The organism is Acinetobacter sp. CFCC 11171 (assembly GCF_003268405.1).
In the GTDB taxonomy this organism is placed as follows: domain Bacteria; phylum Pseudomonadota; class Gammaproteobacteria; order Pseudomonadales; family Moraxellaceae; genus Acinetobacter; species Acinetobacter amyesii.
The window spans coordinates 1-16294 of the sequence record NZ_LQXP01000051.1 but is presented as its reverse complement, the minus strand read 5'-3'; the positions used below and the strand labels follow the sequence as shown (position 1 = coordinate 16294).

The window sequence follows — 16294 nt, the reverse complement described above, 5'->3', positions numbered from 1 at the left end:
GTTTAAGGGGGTGAGGATGTCAAATTTGCTTTCCGCTGTCATATGTTTTTGTTTAGAATCATCCATACCAAAGCGAATAAACAGGCATAGGCATGCAAACGAATATCACTGAACCATCTTCCAGCACAACCTTACAGTATGTGCATTGGTTCCGTCATTCTGCACCCTATATTAATGCGCATCGCAACAAAACCTTTGTCATCATGTTTGATGGTGAAGCGCTGCAACATGAAAATTTTCAACACATTATTCACGATATTGCCTTATTACACTCGCTTGGTATTCGTCTAATTTTGGTGCATGGTGCCCGTCCGCAAATCAATCATAATTTACAAAGCAGCGGCATCCAGACACCATTTCATCATCACCGTCGCATCACCACTCGCGAATCCTTACCTGCGGTGATGAATGCCGTCGGTTCCATTCGTCTGCAAATTGAAGCCCTCCTGTCTATGGGTTTAGCCAACTCACCGATGTACGGCGCGCGTATTGATGTGGTCTCAGGCAATTTGGTCACGGCAAAACCGTATGGCATTCGTGACGGTATCGATTTTCAACTGTCTGGTGAAGTTCGTTCCGTCGATATCGATGCGATTCAACGTCATTTAGAGAGCCAAAATATTGTGGTGCTTGGGCCAACAGGTTATTCCACGACAGGTGAAGTGTTTAATTTATTGGCTGAAGAAGTTGCGACCAAAACCGCCATCAGCTTAAAAGCGGATAAGTTGATTTTCTTGGGCAAACAACATGGTTTGCACAATGAACATGGGCAGCTACAACGCGAAATTACGCCTCATCAACTTGATCAGCATATTTTGCAATATCAAGATTCTAACCCCGATATTGCCCTGCATTTAAGCGTTGCTAAAGATGCCTCGTTACAAGGCGTACACCGTGTTCATCTTATTTCATATGCCTATGATGGCGCATTGATCGAAGAATTGTTCACACGTGACGGTTCTGGCACCATGATCACCGATGCGCATTATGAAGAAGTGCGTACTGCCGATATTCAAGATGTGGGTGGCTTAATCAATCTCTTACGCCCTCTCGAACAAGAAGGCATCTTGGTTTATCGCTCACGCGAACGTCTGGAAAATGAAATTGGACAATTTGCAGTGATTGAACGTGACGGTACGATTTTGGCCTGCGCTGCGTTATACCCGATTCCTGTCACAGGGAATGAAAAACGCTCTGCTGAAATCGCGTGCGTAGCTGTGCATCCGGGGTATCGAAAATCAAATCGCGGTAGCCAAATTTTGCATTATTTAGAAGAAAAAGCGCGAGATTTAGGTATTGAACAATTGTTTATTTTGACCACACGGACAGCGCATTGGTTCCTTGAACAAGGTTTTGAACAAGTCAGTGTCGATGACTTACCGAATGCCCGTCAGGCCTTATACAACTACCAAAGAAACTCATTGGTTTGTAAAAAGTCACTTTAAAGTGGCTTTTTTTATGCGCTGAATAGCATTATTTTGCATAAGGTTATGCCTAATCCCTTGGCTATCCCCCTCAAATCACTTTGCAAGCCACAGAATAACCATATCTGCCATTTAAATAACCCAAATAAATAAATAATTTCAATAACTTAAAATAATACTTTGACACATTATATGTTTTTCTAAAATCATAATTTTTCATAAGTTTTGCTGATTTTTATTTATCTTTTTTCCTGATTTTAAATTTAAGTTTTCTTATTTTTTTCGAAAAAGAAAACTCTTTAGCTTATGTGTTCATAAATCAACAGTTCTGCAAATTTAGACCTTTATAGGAGCAACACATGCGTACTCACAAAGTAAAACTTTGGACAAAAACACTTGTACTGTCTACAGCGGTTGTGGGTGCCATGATGATGTCGGGCTGTGGCAAAAAAGAGGCTGATGAAAATGTCACCTTAAATATTGGCTTCCAAAAATATGGCTTATTGCCAATTTTAAAAGAACGCGGAACCTTAGAAACAGCCTTAAAAAGCCAAGGTGTAAATATCAAATGGGTGGAATTTCCTGCGGGTCCACAGCTGCTTGAAGGGCTCAATGTGGGCAGCGTGTCATTTGGTGAAGTCGGTGAAGCACCGCCTATCTTTGCTCAAGCCGCTCAAACCGATTTGGTTTACATTGCCAACCAACCTGCAGTTCCAAAAGCTGAAGCGTTAATTGTGCAAAAAGATTCGGCTATTCACAGTATTCAGGACTTAAAAGGTAAACGTGTGGCCTTAAACAAAGGCTCAAACGTGCATTACCTGTTGCTCAAGCTGTTGGAAGCCAATCAGCTTAAATTTAGCGACATCAATGTCGTGTATTTACCACCTGCCGACGCACGTGCTGCTTTTGAAAAAGGTGCCGTTGATGCATGGGTAATTTGGGACCCGTTCCTTTCTGCTGCTGAGCATCAACTTAATGCTCGCAGCATTGCCAATGGCGAAAACTTGGTGAAGAACTACCAGTTCTATTTGGCCGATCGTAAATTTGCTCAGGAAAATCCAAAAGTGCTGCAAGCTGTGGTGAATGAGTTGAATTTGACCACGCAATGGGTCTCAAAAAATCAAGACGAAGCGGCCAAGTTACTCGAAGGCAAAACTGGCTTAGGTCTGGATGTACTTAAAACATCTATTTCACGCTTAGGCAATCAAGTGACGCCGATTACTGCACAAGTGGCGCAGGAGCAGCAGCAAGTCGCTGATGCGTTTTATAACGAAAAATTAATTCCCAATAAATTAAATATTGAGTCGGCCATTATCAAATAAGGCGACCACAGCATAAGGGCGATGCCATGCGTATTCTAAGAACATTTTCCATACTGACTTTAGCCACTTTGGGCCTTGGACTCAGTGCCTGCCAAAAACAAGAAACAGCACAGCAGGATGGTGAAAAACCAGCTGAAACAGCCGTAAAAACCTTGGTTATTGGTTTTCAAAAATCAGCCTTAAATTTGCTAGTTGCCCGTGAACAAAAGCTCTTTGAACAACAATTTCCCGGCGCTCACATTGAGTGGAAGGAATTCCCTGCTGGCCCACAAATGTTAGAAGCTCTTGCGGTTGGTGCGGTGGATTATGGCTATGTCGGCAACACCCCGCCTATTTTTGCCCAAGCTGCCAATAAAGACCTCAATTATATTGGCTATGAAGTGGTGCCTGAACAGTCGCTCGCTGTCGTGATTCCAGCTGATAGCTCAATCAAAACCATTCAAGAATTACGTGGCAAACGCGTTGCTGTACAAAAAGGCTCGAGTGCGCATGAGTTATTAGCCAAAACTTTAGAAAAAGCCGGTTTGACTTGGAATGACATTCAACCGATTTGGATTCCACCAGCAGATGCACGTGCCGCATTTGATAAAAAATCAATTGATGCATGGGCCATTTGGGACCCGTTTTTATCTGCTGCGGAGTTGGATGCTCAGGCTAAAGTGCTGATTCAATCCGGTGATTTTCCAAAGACCTATTCATTTTATGTGGCAAATCCAAAAGTCGTTCAAGCGCACCCTAATGCCCCAGCTAAATTTTTAAAGGCCCTAGATGCTTCCGATCAGTGGATTGTGAAGAACCAAAATGTGGCTTTAGAGATTTATCAAAACAGCACTGGGCTGCAAAAGAATATTGCTGCGCAAGCCTTTTCTCGCCGATCTAAACCATCTCCTGTGCGCCCGCTGACACCTGAGGTCATTCAAGCACAGCAAAATATTGCGGACTTATTTAAACAAGTCCAACTGATTCCAAACAACATTCAAGTCCAAAAGCAAGTTTGGACACCTTCATCACATTGATACCCGAGCCATCAAAAATACAAGGAACTGAACATGAAAATTTTCTGGTTTATCCCTACCCACGGTGACAGTCGCTACTTAGGAACAAGTAAAGGTGCACGCCAAGTCGATCACGCCTACATGAAGCAAATTGCAGTAGCGGTGGATAATCTTGGCTATGAAGGCGTTCTGATTCCGACAGGTCGTTCATGTGAAGATCCATGGCTTACAGCTGCAAGCTTGATTGATGCCACTAAAAATTTAAAATTTCTAGTGGCGCTACGTCCGGGGGTGACAACGCCTGCACTAACTGCACGTATGGCTGCAACTTTTGACCGTTTATCTGGCGGCCGTATCTTACTGAACTTAGTTACAGGCGGTGATGAGCAGGAACTCAAGGGTGATGGTGTCTATGAAGATCACGCAACGCGTTACCAAACAGCTGCTGAATACACCACGATTTGGCGTGAAATTTTAACCCGTTCACATACCGGTGAAAGCTATACCTTCCATGGCGAACGTCTGAGTGTGGACGACGCCAAATTACTTTATCCACCGGTACAAAAACCGTATCCACCACTATGGTTTGGCGGTTCTTCAGAGGCTGCTGTTGAACTGGCAACGGATCAAGTTGACACCTATTTAACTTGGGGTGAGCCACCTGCAGCGGTAAAAGAAAAAATTGCAGTGGTGCGTGAAAAAGCCAAAGCCAAAGGACGTGAACTGAATTATGGCATTCGTTTACATGTCATTGTGCGCGAAACCAATGAAGAGGCATGGAAAGCAGCAGAAGAGCTGATCCAATATGTCGACGATGCCACCATTGCAGCCGCGCAAGCCAAGTTCAAAACCATGGACTCTGTTGGTCAACGCCGTATGGCTGAACTGCACAATGGCGACCGTAGCAAATTAGAAGTATCGCCAAACTTATGGGCCGGTGTTGGTCTGGTTCGTGGTGGTGCAGGTACGGCACTCGTTGGTGATCCTGAAACTGTCGCCGCACGTATCCAAGAATATGCCGATCTCGGGATTAGCACCTTTATTTTCTCTGGTTACCCACACCTTGAAGAGTCGATCCGTTTTGCAGAATTAGTGTTCCCATTACTGCCATTGGAAACACGTCAGAAATTGGTTCAACCTAACTTAACCGGCCCATTTGGTGAGATTGTCGCGAACAATTACACACCAGATGAAAATAAAAAAGCTGAAAAGATTCAGGAGCCGACCTAATGTCCAAAACTGTTTCTGTTGAAACCTTCAAAGCACCGAAGGTTTCACGTGGAACACAACTCGGGCAGCGTTTGCTGCCTTGGTTGTTTCCTATTGCATTAATTATTGTTTGGCAAATTGCCTCTGTTACAGGGCTGTTAGAAAGTCGTATTTTGCCTGCGCCAAGTGCGGTGGTGGTGGCCTTTTGGAACTTACTGATCAGTGGTGAACTGTGGAAGCATGTTCAAATCAGTGCCGGTCGTGCTTTGGTTGGGCTTTTAGTCGGCGGTGGATTAGGTCTTTTTTTAGGGCTGCTGAATGGTTCATCCAAAACAGCATCGACGCTACTCGATACCACGCTGCAAATGATCCGTAACATTCCTGCTCTTGCCCTGATTCCCTTGGTGATTTTATGGTTTGGGATCGATGAATCGGCCAAACTTTTTTTTAGTCGCTATTGGCGTATTCTTTCCCATTTATATCAATACCTATCATGGTATTCGTTCTGTAGACCCTCAACTGATTGAAATGGGCAAAAGCTACGGTTTGAGTGGCTGGCAACTTTATAAAGAAATCATTCTACCGGGGGCGATGCCGTCTATTTTGGTTGGTCTGCGTTTTTCACTCGGGCTCGTTTGGGTTTTGTTGATTGTGGCAGAAACCATTTCTGCACAAGCCGGCATCGGTTATATGACCATGAATGCACGCGAATTTCTACAAACCGATATCGTCTTGGTCGGGATTTTATTGTATGCCCTACTCGGTAAATTGGCCGATGTACTGGCTGTTGCCTTAGAAAAATATTTACTCCGTTGGCACTCGGGTTACCAAAAATAAGGAGCATGTGATGACCGATTTAAGCATAAGCCGTCATGCAGACGACTCAACCCAACCTCAGCGTTCTTCAGTCGAGGATATCAACCCCCATGCGGTGTTGGGCGCAGAGATCCTGATTGAACAACTACACAAATTTTATGGCGATGTTAAAGTCCTTGAGGACCTTGACCTGCATATTCAACCCGGTGAATTCTTGGCGATTGTCGGTCGTAGTGGCTGTGGTAAAAGTACCCTGCTTCGCCTCATCGCCGACTTAGAAAAACCGAGTTATGGCGAAATTAAATTTAAGTCTGCACGTCATATACGTGAAGGCATCACCAGTGATGATATTCGTGTGATGTTCCAAGACCCTCGCCTACTGCCTTGGCGTAGCATTGAGAAAAATGTACAACTTGGTTTAAGCAAAGACCAACACGCCAATGCCACAGCACTCCTCGAAAAAGTCGGTTTAAAAGACAAAGCGGGGCTTTGGCCAACACAGCTGTCAGGGGGGCAACGACAACGTACTGCACTGGCACGTGCTTTGTCACATAAACCACGTATATTGCTGCTAGATGAACCACTGGGTGCGCTCGATGCCTTAACACGTTTAGATATGCAGAATTTGATTGAAAAACTCTGGACCGAGCAAGGTTTTACCGCGATTTTGGTCACGCATGATGTAAGTGAAGCCGTACAGTTGGCAGACCGAATTATCTTGCTCGATAAAGGCCATATTGCCCAAGAATTTCGTGTCAATTTGGCCCGTCCACGAAAAAAAGGCATTGAATTTACTGAACTTGAACAACAAGTCTTACAAGCAGTCTTGGCCACTTAAGCTATACTTGTGCAGGAAATCATCACTTAAACTGTGTGACTTCCTGTCCTGTTCTAGAGCAATATCGCAACATAACCACGTTTAGCATTGAGGGGAGATTTATCGCCTGTTGACAAATACATCACAAAAATTACGACAAATCATATAAATCCATGACTAAAAATAATGATTTATTTAAATTTCACCCTAAAATGATTATTTGAAATATTATGGCATTCGTCGTATTTATTTGACCGTTGAACAGAATAAACTGCCAAAATTCATAAAATTAAAAACGATGATTGTGCACAAATCTGTTGATTTGCCGTACAATTCAATATTCCCTTTTCATTTTCTTAAAAGAGCTAATGGAACAAAAAAAGAGTACCCAGAAACGCCACCAGTTGCTTAATGCAGCACTGGATGTCTTTTCCCTGTATGGCTTCAATGGCGCCAGCTTGGATGAGATCGCACAGATTGCAGAAATGCATAAATCGAATATTTTCTATTACTATGAAAATAAAGAAGCGCTTTATGTTGAAGTTCTGACAACGGTTCTACAAAAGTGGCTTGCTCCGCTACAAATGTTGGAAGCAGACCTTGAGCCTGAAGAAGCGATCACCAATTATCTATTGCAGAAAATTGAAGTATCTCGTACGCAACCGAAAGCCTCACGTTTGTTCGCACTTGAAGTCATTCAGGGCGCACCACACATTCTTGAAATTTTAAAAGGCCCACTAAAAAAATTAGTGAAACGCAAAGCCAAAGTCATTAGCAACTGGCAAGAGCAAGGTAAAATTTCAAAAGATATTGATCCAGAACTTTTAATTCTGAACATTTGGGCAATTACGCAAAACTATGCTGACTTTGCAACCCAAATGGAAATGGTCACTGGAAAAACCTTACGTAATCGCAGTATGCAACAACGGATTATTCAACATACCGTTCATATGATGCTTTACGGTGTAATTCCACGCCCAGAAAAGTAAATTGAATTGGGTCGAATTGGCATACGACCATAGCATTCTATGGTCGCCGACCGAAATTAGCTAAATGCCTTATTTGACTGTTTGATATAATTTCAATAATTTCTTTGCGCCGAATAATAAATTTTCTTCCCAATCCAGATGCGCTGTGTCATTCGCACCATCGGTAATATATTTTACCGATACAAAGCGAACACCCAGTTTTTTACATACTTTAGCGATTGCGTAGCCTTCCATATCGACAAGATTACACGGCACTTTCGGCAGCCCAGTTTCAAAGCTGTCGCCTGTACCACAAATTCCTTTAGGCAAATGGCTAAACATGCTCTCTGGCTGAATTTCAGCAGGATGATCGGTATCCATCGGCGTCACCCCCACATCAAAACCCAAAGGCGATACATCCATATCCCGTTGTACAAATTGAGCTACTTCAACCAAAGCATGTGCATCAAAATGTGAACTTCCCGCAGTGCCCAAATTCAGCAAAGTATGACATCCGGTTTTTTGAATCACATCAAAGGCTTTAAATGCGGCATTGACTTTACCAATACCACTGTAATGTACTTCAATGCCTGCGGCTTCAAACAAGCCTTTAGATTCACTCGGCAGTGCCATAATTAAAGCGATTTGCTGACGCATAGCGGTCTCCTCAAATTGATGCCTTCATATAGCATACATTTGCACGTGCGCAGAAAAAATCATCTTCAAAAATCACATTGCTCAGAAAATAAATTCCTCACGCAGATTTGAATGCTATCAAATTTGAAATTGCATCGGCCGCTTGCCAATAAAAGATGGTGCCAATTGTTGGTCATGACGTAAGGCATCTAAAATCTTCTCTAATGCAATATGTGCCATATCCCCTCGTACACTATGCGAATGGGTCATCGGCATATGCTCGATGCCAGCTCTTCGCGCTGACAAAATTTTAATGTCTTGTTTGTTGACCACCCAAGTATAGGCATTCACAGCCGGCATCAATGCCTTAGACAACAATTTTGGAATCGGAAATTTATAACTGACACAGGTATAAACCCGTGACTCATACGGCCCCACAGGGCTAATCAGACTATTAAACACCATGCCCGATGGCTCTCCCCAATGGTATTCCACCAAGGTAATATTCGGCGCGATAAAACTGTCGCGGTGGACCTGTTCAGCACCATGCGGATTGGTCAGCCATGGCATCATGCCGACATCTGCATCATGGTCATGATAGTCAACGACTACTTTGCGCGGCCCGACATCTATGGTGGCATCCACGGCTTTTCCCGACTCTGAACGAAACCAGCCTTCATGGACAAATATGGTATGGGTTACATCCATTATATTCTGTGCAACAGCGCCCATCTCGCCATCATAACTGCCGACCATGTAATAGCTGACCCAGCCGGCTTGATCATAAAACGGTAATTTAAATATTTCCGGGCGTTCCTGTTTGGGCTTTTCACCGAGATAAATCCATACCACCCCATCTTGCTCACATACATCAAAACTACGCTGTTTAAAGGGATGCGGTTTTTCTGGAAAAAATTGTCCATTGACACTAGGAATATGCGCCACATGCCCATCGCCCTGATACGACCAACCATGATATGGACATGTCACGCAGCCATCGGTCATTTTACCCTTAGACAAAGGCACACCACGATGCACACATTGATCGAGCAATGCAGCGGCTGTTCCATCTTTTTGTCGGAACAGAACAAATTTTTTACCATACAGGATGGCTGAAAAAGGCTGATCTTTTTTGAGTTCTTTAGAGGTACAAGCGACGTACCATTCTTCTAATAATCCTTTGGCATCATCCCAAAAACGGGTTTGATTACACATAATTCGATCCTTATTTTTATCTTTTTTGTTTTAATCCATAATCCTTACTCTAGCACCTACACTACAAGCAAGTTTATATCTCGAAGCCTGTTGATCTCTCGAAAATACGCGCAAATTTTATACATGAATGTTTTGCTTGGATAGCAAAATAACGTAACTGCATCACACACTTGCACAAGCTCTATATTTGTTTGCTGAAATCCGTCAAAGCCAACGCGCTATATTTTTCTTCAACGGATTTACATTCACCCGACATCAATTAAGATGCGCGCTGAGCATCACAATACGCTTTTAAACATGGAGAAAAAAATAAGCTGCCGCGATAAAACCCTTGTATGGTTTTCAGCATCACCAATAACCAAAGCGTACAGAGCAATACTGCAAAAAAAGTACCGAACTGTTGAATAGCGTGTAACTGCGTTTGTTCCGCCAAATTGATGACCGCCAAACTAAAAACGCCGAATGGAAACGTCATCGCCCACCACCCGAGATTAAAGGGTAAATCTCGTAAATGTTTTAGCGTGATGAGTATGGCGATTCCGAACCACCATACACCAAATCCAAGTAGAACAAGGGCTGCGAACACGCCGCCTTGAAGCAACACCTGTCCTAAATCTGCCAAGTCTACTGCTGTCAAAATACGTGGGGCTTGCTCGCCCAAAACTAACAGCGCTAAAGCCCCTGTCCCAATCGGTCCTAAGGCCAACCAACTGCTGATCGCCATATCCTTGCTTGGCAATTGATGTAAAGCCAGACGCAGCAACAAAATGCTTAAGATGGCAAATGCTGGAAATACTGAGATCCCCCAAAGCAGATAACTCCCCAGCAAAATATGGACAGCATGGGCCTGTGCAGGTAAATGCGCCAACAATAAACCGCCTGAACTGGCAGCCACCTCGCAAGCCACTATCGGCAATAACCATACTGCAGTCATGCCTTGCAGCGCATGTTGCTGACGACTAAACATCAGAAAGGGAACACACCATGCAATCGCAATTGCCATCAACACATCGACATACCATAAATATTCAGCCCATGTGATGATGCTTACGCCCAAAAACTCAGTGTACAGCGTGGTGCCAAATTTCAATGCGCCATTGATCAGGGTTGCCAGTGCCATGGGGATTGCCCCAAGAAATAAACTCATCACCGGATGCTGGAAAATCTGCTTGGCTTCTTGTGGATACAAGATCCATCGGCTGAGATACATCCCACTAAACAATATGAACAACACGATGCTGATCTGCCACAACCCTGCTCCGATGGACCACATCCACTGCGGCGCCACCGCTATAGATGGTAAAATGAGGGCCACCACACCTGTGCCCATCACCACCGTAAACCAGTTTGGGGTGAAATGACGAATCAAGTCTTGTTTATGCTGGAGTTGATAAAATGGCATTTTCATCGCATGATGCTCATCAAAATGGAATGTCTATAGTTTAAGCACACCATTAAATAAGAAAAATTGATTAATATTTATTTTTATAATTTATTTTATTGACAATAAATTCATCTCTGCATAAAAAAACTTGAGTAAAAACACAACAACAAGACGAACGCAGAAGATTATGGCAATATATAGCCCTCAAACATTTTCAACAATTGATTCGCCCATGAAGCTGCTCCGTCTGAATGCTTTAGCGCCCCACTTAGAACTCCCCAAAACTGCCGTGACCATTGGCAATTTTGATGGCGTACATTTGGGTCATCAAGCGATGGTCAGCCAGCTCAAAGACATAGCACAGCAACAAAACTTAAAAACAGCTGTGATGATTTTTGAGCCACAACCACTTGAATTCTTTAAAGCTTATGACGCTCCACCTCGAATCAGTTCACTACGTGAAAAAGTCGAATATTTAACTGAACTGGGCGTCGACTATATTGTGGTGGCGAAATTTGACAATGCCTTTCGTAATCTCAGCGCTGAAGAATTTGCCGATATTTTAAAAAATAAACTCAATACACAAAGTTTAGTTTTGGGCGAAGATCACCACTTTGGCAAAAACCGTCAAGGCAATAGCGAATTTTTACGCCAATACGGCTTCCAAGTCACAGCCCTGCAAAATGTCGAAGTCGATGGCGAACGTGTCAGTTCAACACTGGTTCGTCAGACATTACAAGCAGGCGACCTTGCCCATGCCGCAAAGCTTTTAGGTCGTCCTTATAGCATCACAGGTCGTGTACAGTATGGCGATCAAATCGGTCGCACGATTAATTTTCCTACCATTAATGTGCGTTTAAACCGTCATAAACCTTGTTTAAATGGCATTTATGCAGTCGACGTCATTTGTGAAACCGAATCTTTAACAGATAAAGTAAAAAGCGAAAATGCTGACAAATTAGGGGTTGCAGGTTATGCACCCTCTGCCCTGTTTGGTGCAGGGCATGTTGGTACGCGTCCCGCAATTAAACAGGAACATCCTGAATGGCGATTAGAAGTACATTTTCCTGATGTTTCTGCTAATCTGTATGGCCTGTTAATGCGGGTGACGTTCTTGAACTTTTTACATGGCGAAAAGGACTACCCTTCGCTTGAAGCATTGAAAGCGGGAATTGATGACGACGTCGAAAAGCTCCTTGAGTTTCGAGGTCAGCACCCTCATTTCCCCTTTTAAACCCCCGATTATTTATTGTAAAACGCGTCAGTCAACGGGCTGATAAATTTGGAAGACAACTTGCATGAGCGATAAGCAAACTCCTGAAAATGCAGTGGATTATAAAGCCACGCTAAACCTCCCAGGTACTGAATTTGCGATGAAAGCAAATCTCGCAGTACGTGAAGCGAAATGGTTAGAAGAGTGGTATGCCGACAACATTTATCAGCAGATTCGTGCATCGCGTATTGGCAAGAAAAAATATGTGCTTCATGACGGCCCTCCATACGCAAATGGCCAAATTCACTTAGGCCATGCGGTAAACAAAGTCCTGAAAGACATCATCATCAAAAGCCGTGTAATGGACGGTTTTGACGCACCGTATGTACCAGGTTGGGACTGTCACGGTCTTCCAATCGAACTGAAAGTTGAAGAAAAAGTCGGTAAAGTCGGCGTGAAAGTAGATGCCTCAACTTTCCGTAAAGCCTGCCGTGAATATGCCTACACCCAAGTCGAATTACAGAAAAAAGACTTCGTGCGTATGGGTGTGTTTGGTGATTGGGACAACCCTTACCTCACCATGAACTTCAAACAAGAAGCCGACATCGTTCGTTCGCTCGGTGAAATTGCCAAAGCAGGCCATATTGAGCCGGGTCTTAAACCTGTAAACTGGTGTTTGGACTGTGGTTCTGCCTTAGCTGAAGCTGAAGTGGAATACGAAGACAAAAAATCAGATGCGATTGACGTTGGTTTTAGCGTTGTTGATTTAGCTGATTTATCTGCACGCCTAGGTGTTACAGTTAGCGATTCTACAGATATCGTGATCTGGACAACTACGCCTTGGACCATGCCTGCCAACCAAGCGGTTGCTCTACATGCTGAGCTTGAATACCAATTGGTGAAAGCAACTGGCGAAGACAAAGCAGCGCAAAACTTCATCCTTGCAAAATCATTAGTTGAATCTGCAACGCAGCGTTATGGTTTTAACGCAGTAGAAGTGATTGCTGAATTTGCTGGTGCAAAACTTGAAAATCTAGTACTACAACATCCGTTAATTGCTGAACGCCAAGTGCCAGTGATTTTGGGTGAGCATGTCACAGACGGCAGTGGTACAGGTGCTGTGCATACCGCGCCAGGCCATGGTGTGGACGACTATAAAGTTGGCTTACAGTACAACCTGAAAGTCGACAATCCAGTTGGCGGCAACGGTGTATATTTACCGACTGCGCCAATTTTTGCAGGCGAACACATCTACAAAGCCAATCCAAAAATCATTGCTGCTTTAACCGAAGCAGGCAAACTTTGGGCACATGTGGTGATCAAACATAGCTACCCACATTGCTGGCGCCATAAAACACCGATTATCTTCCGTGCAACACCGCAATGGTTCATCAGCATGGATGCAAAAGGTTTACGCCAAGGTGCATTGAACGCGATTGAAAATGACATCAGCTTCGTACCGGATTGGGGTAAAAACCGTATCCAATCGATGATTGAAGGTCGTCCAGATTGGTGTATCTCACGTCAACGTACATGGGGCGTGCCAATTCCATTCTTCGTGCATAAAGATACCAACGAACTTCACCCGCGTACCCCTGAGCTAATCGAAGAAGTCGCGAAGCTGATTGAACAAGAAGGTATTGACGGTTGGTATAACCGTGATGCGTCTGAGTTTATCGGTGCAGATGCAGAGCAGTACAATGCAGTTCGTGACACTCTAGACGTTTGGTTTGACTCTGGAACAACACACTTTGCAGTACTTCGTGAACGTGAAGAATTGCAAGACCCTGCTGACTTGTACCTTGAAGGTTCTGACCAACATCGTGGCTGGTTCCAATCTTCATTGTTAACATCTATGGCGATTAATAACCGCGCACCTTACAAAGGCTTATTGACTCACGGCTTCGTTGTGGACGAAAAAGGCCGCAAAATGTCGAAGTCGATCGGTAACGTGATCACTCCGCAAGACATCATTAAAGACATGGGTGCAGATGGCCTACGTTTCTGGATTGCGTCTGCAGACTACCGTTATGAAATGACTGCAGGTAAAGAAATCTTCAGCCGTGCATCAGATGGTTACCGCCGTATCCGTAATACGTTGCGTTTCTTGTTGGCTAACTTGAATGGCTTCAAACCATCGACTGATGCTTTGCCTGTCGATCAATTGATCGCACTGGATCAATACATCTTGCAACGTGCTGCGGAAGTACAAAAAACTATTCAACAAGCTTATGAAGATATGAACTTCCATATCGTGACTAGCGCATTGACCAACTTCTGTATTAATGACTTGGGTGGTTTCTATCTCGACATCATCAAAGACCGTCAGTACACCACCAAAGCAGACTCAGCAGCGCGTCATTCTGCACAAACGGCGTTGTATCACTTGGTTCAAGCCTTTGTCCGTTGGATGTCTCCTATCTTGAGCTTTACCGCACAAGAAGCTTGGCCGTTGATTCCAGAGCAATCTGAGAAATATGTATTTACTGCGGAGTGGTATGACATTCCTGTAGCCTCTACAGCGAATCTGGTGACTGAAGCTGAATGGCAAACCTTGATCACCGTCAAATCTGCAGTAAACAAGTTTATTGAAGCTGCACGTACTGCAAAAACTGTGGGTTCAAACTTGTCTGCCAAAGTTGAACTTTGGGCCAATGCTGAACTGAAAGCTGTTTTAGACAAATTCGGTGAAGAACTGCGTTTTGTCCTCATCACCTCTCAAGTGATTGTTAATGAATTTGATGCAGCACAAGGCGAAGCCTCTGACCTTGACGGTTTAAATGTCAAAGTCTCTGCTGCTGACGGTGAAAAATGTGCACGCTGCTGGCATGTACTGCCAGATGTGAATACACATCACGAACATCCAGGTCTTTGTTCTCGTTGTATTATTAACCTTCCTACAGGTCAAGGCGAAGAGAGAAAATATGCCTAATCCACAAGAAAAAAAGGGCTTCTTTCAATTCTACCCACACAATTTAGTGTGGGTGGGCTTATCCATTGTTGCCATTATTTTGGATCAATGGACCAAATGGATTGCAAGTACACATCTGAACTACGCAGATCCTGTACCTGTCATGCCCTTTTTAAATTGGACATTACTACATAACTATGGCGCTGCCTTTAGTTTCTTGTCCGATGCCGGTGGATGGCAACGTTATTTCTTTACTTCACTCGCAGGACTTGTGTCTGTCATTTTTGTATTTTGGCTCATGCGTATGCCAAAAAACGTGAAAGTCCTTCCGATTGCCATTGCCCTGATTTTAGGCGGCGCAATCGGTAACTTAATTGACCGCGTATCTTTAGGCTATGTGGTGGATTTCATTCACGTGTATTACAACAACAGCCACTTTCCTGCATTTAATATTGCAGACAGTGCCATTACTTTAGGCACGATTCTGCTTCTTATCGATACGTTTTTCTTAGAAAAACACCGAATTCAACGTGCGGAAGCGCAAAATGACTGATTTTATCAATCCTAACGAGGAAACTCGTATTGAAGAAGGTTCTAAAGTAGAGCTTCACTTTTCTGTTGCTATTGAAAATGGCGTAGAAATTGACAATACCCGTAGCCGTGCTGAACCTGTCAGCCTTGTCATGGGTGATGGCAGCTTATTACCGGGTTTTGAGAAAGCTTTATTCGGTTTACGTGCAGGTGACCGCCGTACTGTGAGCCTTCCTCCTGAAGATGCTTTTGGTCCATGGAACCCGGAAAACGTACAAAAATTTGATACCGTCAAATTTGAGCAACGTCCTGTTGAAGGCCATATGATTGAGTTTGAAGATAAAGCCAAACAAAGTCTGTATGGGGTGATCAAAACTGTAGGTGAAGACATTACCGAAGTGGATTTCAACCACCCTCTAGCCGGTAAAAATATCACCTTTGAAGTTGAAATTTTCAAAGTGACCCCTGCCGGTCAACAAGGCGTGAAACTGATCTAAGTTTCAGCAAATGAAAGCTCCTTCGGGAGCTTTTTTTTATCACTATTTTTATAACTATCAATCGACTCGATACATTTTCTGTATATGCAACGGACCGAATTCATATTAATTTAATGCAAGACTTTAAAACAAGACGGGAAATAAGATGAAACTTCATATTATTGTCGGCAGTGTCCGCGAAGGCCGCACGGCAATTAAGATTGCCAACTGGCTACTTTCAGAAATCGAAAGCTATGACTACAGTACCGTAGAAACTGAAATTGTCGATTTAAAAGAATGGGATCTGCCTATTTTTGCAGGCGCACATCCACCATTAACCGGGATTTATGACCAACCCAAACAACAAGCATGGGCAG

The 16294-nt window shown here is 43.7% G+C and carries 14 protein-coding genes and 1 pseudogene; 12 read left to right on the top strand and 3 right to left on the bottom strand.

Features of this window, described 5'->3' with window-relative positions:
* Nucleotides 1-92: 92 nt before the first annotated feature.
* From argA to AVJ20_RS16765, 7 genes and pseudogenes are all read left to right on the top strand, one after another.
* Entirely contained in the window at nt 93-1445 is a 1353-nt protein-coding gene (gene argA / locus AVJ20_RS16795; RefSeq protein ID WP_111886026.1) for an amino-acid N-acetyltransferase, read from the top strand.
* Nucleotides 1446-1783: 338 nt separating this feature from the next.
* Nucleotides 1784-2746 (top strand): sulfonate ABC transporter substrate-binding protein, encoded by a 963-nt coding sequence (locus AVJ20_RS16790; protein ID WP_111886025.1) that lies wholly within the window; start codon nt 1784-1786, stop codon nt 2744-2746.
* Nucleotides 2747-2772: 26 nt separating this feature from the next.
* Nucleotides 2773-3762 (top strand): aliphatic sulfonate ABC transporter substrate-binding protein, encoded by a 990-nt coding sequence (locus AVJ20_RS16785; RefSeq protein ID WP_111886024.1) that lies wholly within the window; start codon nt 2773-2775, stop codon nt 3760-3762.
* 33 nt (nt 3763-3795) lie between these two features.
* A complete protein-coding gene (ssuD, locus tag AVJ20_RS16780; protein ID WP_111886023.1) occupies nt 3796-4971 on the top strand; it encodes an FMNH2-dependent alkanesulfonate monooxygenase in 1176 nt (391 codons plus the stop codon).
* Nucleotides 4971-5787: pseudogene (ssuC, locus tag AVJ20_RS16775) on the top strand (aliphatic sulfonate ABC transporter permease SsuC). The gene ssuD and the pseudogene ssuC overlap by 1 nt, the downstream one beginning before the upstream one ends.
* A gap of 10 nt (nt 5788-5797) precedes the next feature.
* Nucleotides 5798-6604, top strand: coding sequence for an ABC transporter ATP-binding protein (locus AVJ20_RS16770; protein WP_111886022.1), 807 nt, complete (start codon nt 5798-5800; stop codon nt 6602-6604).
* Between the two features lie 347 nt (nt 6605-6951).
* A complete protein-coding gene (locus AVJ20_RS16765) occupies nt 6952-7572 on the top strand; it encodes a TetR/AcrR family transcriptional regulator (RefSeq protein WP_078190649.1) in 621 nt (206 codons plus the stop codon).
* 69 nt (nt 7573-7641) lie between these two features.
* Here the strand turns inward: AVJ20_RS16765 and AVJ20_RS16760 are convergent, their stop codons facing one another.
* From AVJ20_RS16760 to AVJ20_RS16750, 3 genes are all read right to left on the bottom strand, one after another.
* Nucleotides 7642-8208, bottom strand: a complete 567-nt coding sequence (locus AVJ20_RS16760) for a 5'-nucleosidase (protein ID WP_111886021.1) — start codon at nt 8206-8208, stop codon at nt 7642-7644.
* 117 nt (nt 8209-8325) lie between these two features.
* Nucleotides 8326-9402: a Rieske 2Fe-2S domain-containing protein gene (locus AVJ20_RS16755; protein WP_111886020.1), complete on the bottom strand. Its 1077-nt coding sequence runs from the start codon at nt 9400-9402 to the stop codon at nt 8326-8328.
* A 259-nt stretch (nt 9403-9661) separates the two neighbouring features.
* Nucleotides 9662-10810 (bottom strand): TDT family transporter, encoded by a 1149-nt coding sequence (locus AVJ20_RS16750; protein ID WP_111886019.1) that lies wholly within the window; start codon nt 10808-10810, stop codon nt 9662-9664.
* 208 nt (nt 10811-11018) lie between these two features.
* Here AVJ20_RS16750 and ribF point away from each other — a divergent pair, with 208 nt between their 5' ends.
* The 5 genes from ribF to AVJ20_RS16725 form a co-directional block, all read left to right on the top strand.
* On the top strand, nt 11019-12020 hold the full coding sequence (gene ribF, locus AVJ20_RS16745; RefSeq protein ID WP_111886018.1) for a riboflavin biosynthesis protein RibF: 1002 nt from the start codon (nt 11019-11021) through the stop codon (nt 12018-12020).
* Nucleotides 12021-12084: 64 nt separating this feature from the next.
* On the top strand, nt 12085-14931 hold the full coding sequence (gene ileS / locus AVJ20_RS16740) for an isoleucine--tRNA ligase (RefSeq protein WP_111886017.1): 2847 nt from the start codon (nt 12085-12087) through the stop codon (nt 14929-14931).
* On the top strand, nt 14924-15463 hold the full coding sequence (gene lspA, locus AVJ20_RS16735; RefSeq protein ID WP_078190655.1) for a signal peptidase II: 540 nt from the start codon (nt 14924-14926) through the stop codon (nt 15461-15463). Before ileS ends, lspA begins: the two co-directional genes overlap by 8 nt.
* The gene (locus AVJ20_RS16730) at nt 15456-15938 is read left to right on the top strand and encodes an FKBP-type peptidyl-prolyl cis-trans isomerase (protein ID WP_111886016.1); all 483 of its coding nucleotides are present in this window, start codon (nt 15456-15458) and stop codon (nt 15936-15938) included. Before lspA ends, AVJ20_RS16730 begins: the two co-directional genes overlap by 8 nt.
* Before the next feature lie 145 nt (nt 15939-16083).
* A partial coding sequence (locus AVJ20_RS16725) for an NADPH-dependent FMN reductase (RefSeq protein ID WP_162689796.1) occupies nt 16084-16294 on the top strand: 211 nt, incomplete at its 3' end.

What these genes read in the sequence shown, in the direction of transcription:
- argA (WP_111886026.1), top strand. Translation starts at nt 93, where the DNA reads ATGCAAACGAATATCACTGAACCATCTTCCAGCACAACCTTACAGTAT.
- AVJ20_RS16790 (WP_111886025.1), top strand. Translation starts at nt 1,784, where the DNA reads ATGCGTACTCACAAAGTAAAACTTTGGACAAAAACACTTGTACTGTCT.
- AVJ20_RS16785 (WP_111886024.1), top strand. Translation starts at nt 2,773, where the DNA reads ATGCGTATTCTAAGAACATTTTCCATACTGACTTTAGCCACTTTGGGC.
- ssuD (WP_111886023.1), top strand. Translation starts at nt 3,796, where the DNA reads ATGAAAATTTTCTGGTTTATCCCTACCCACGGTGACAGTCGCTACTTA.
- AVJ20_RS16770 (WP_111886022.1), top strand. Translation starts at nt 5,798, where the DNA reads ATGACCGATTTAAGCATAAGCCGTCATGCAGACGACTCAACCCAACCT.
- AVJ20_RS16765 (WP_078190649.1), top strand. Translation starts at nt 6,952, where the DNA reads ATGGAACAAAAAAAGAGTACCCAGAAACGCCACCAGTTGCTTAATGCA.
- AVJ20_RS16760 (WP_111886021.1), bottom strand. Translation starts at nt 8,208, where the DNA reads ATGCGTCAGCAAATCGCTTTAATTATGGCACTGCCGAGTGAATCTAAA.
- AVJ20_RS16755 (WP_111886020.1), bottom strand. Translation starts at nt 9,402, where the DNA reads ATGTGTAATCAAACCCGTTTTTGGGATGATGCCAAAGGATTATTAGAA.
- AVJ20_RS16750 (WP_111886019.1), bottom strand. Translation starts at nt 10,810, where the DNA reads ATGAAAATGCCATTTTATCAACTCCAGCATAAACAAGACTTGATTCGT.
- ribF (WP_111886018.1), top strand. Translation starts at nt 11,019, where the DNA reads ATGAAGCTGCTCCGTCTGAATGCTTTAGCGCCCCACTTAGAACTCCCC.
- ileS (WP_111886017.1), top strand. Translation starts at nt 12,085, where the DNA reads ATGAGCGATAAGCAAACTCCTGAAAATGCAGTGGATTATAAAGCCACG.
- lspA (WP_078190655.1), top strand. Translation starts at nt 14,924, where the DNA reads ATGCCTAATCCACAAGAAAAAAAGGGCTTCTTTCAATTCTACCCACAC.
- AVJ20_RS16730 (WP_111886016.1), top strand. Translation starts at nt 15,456, where the DNA reads ATGACTGATTTTATCAATCCTAACGAGGAAACTCGTATTGAAGAAGGT.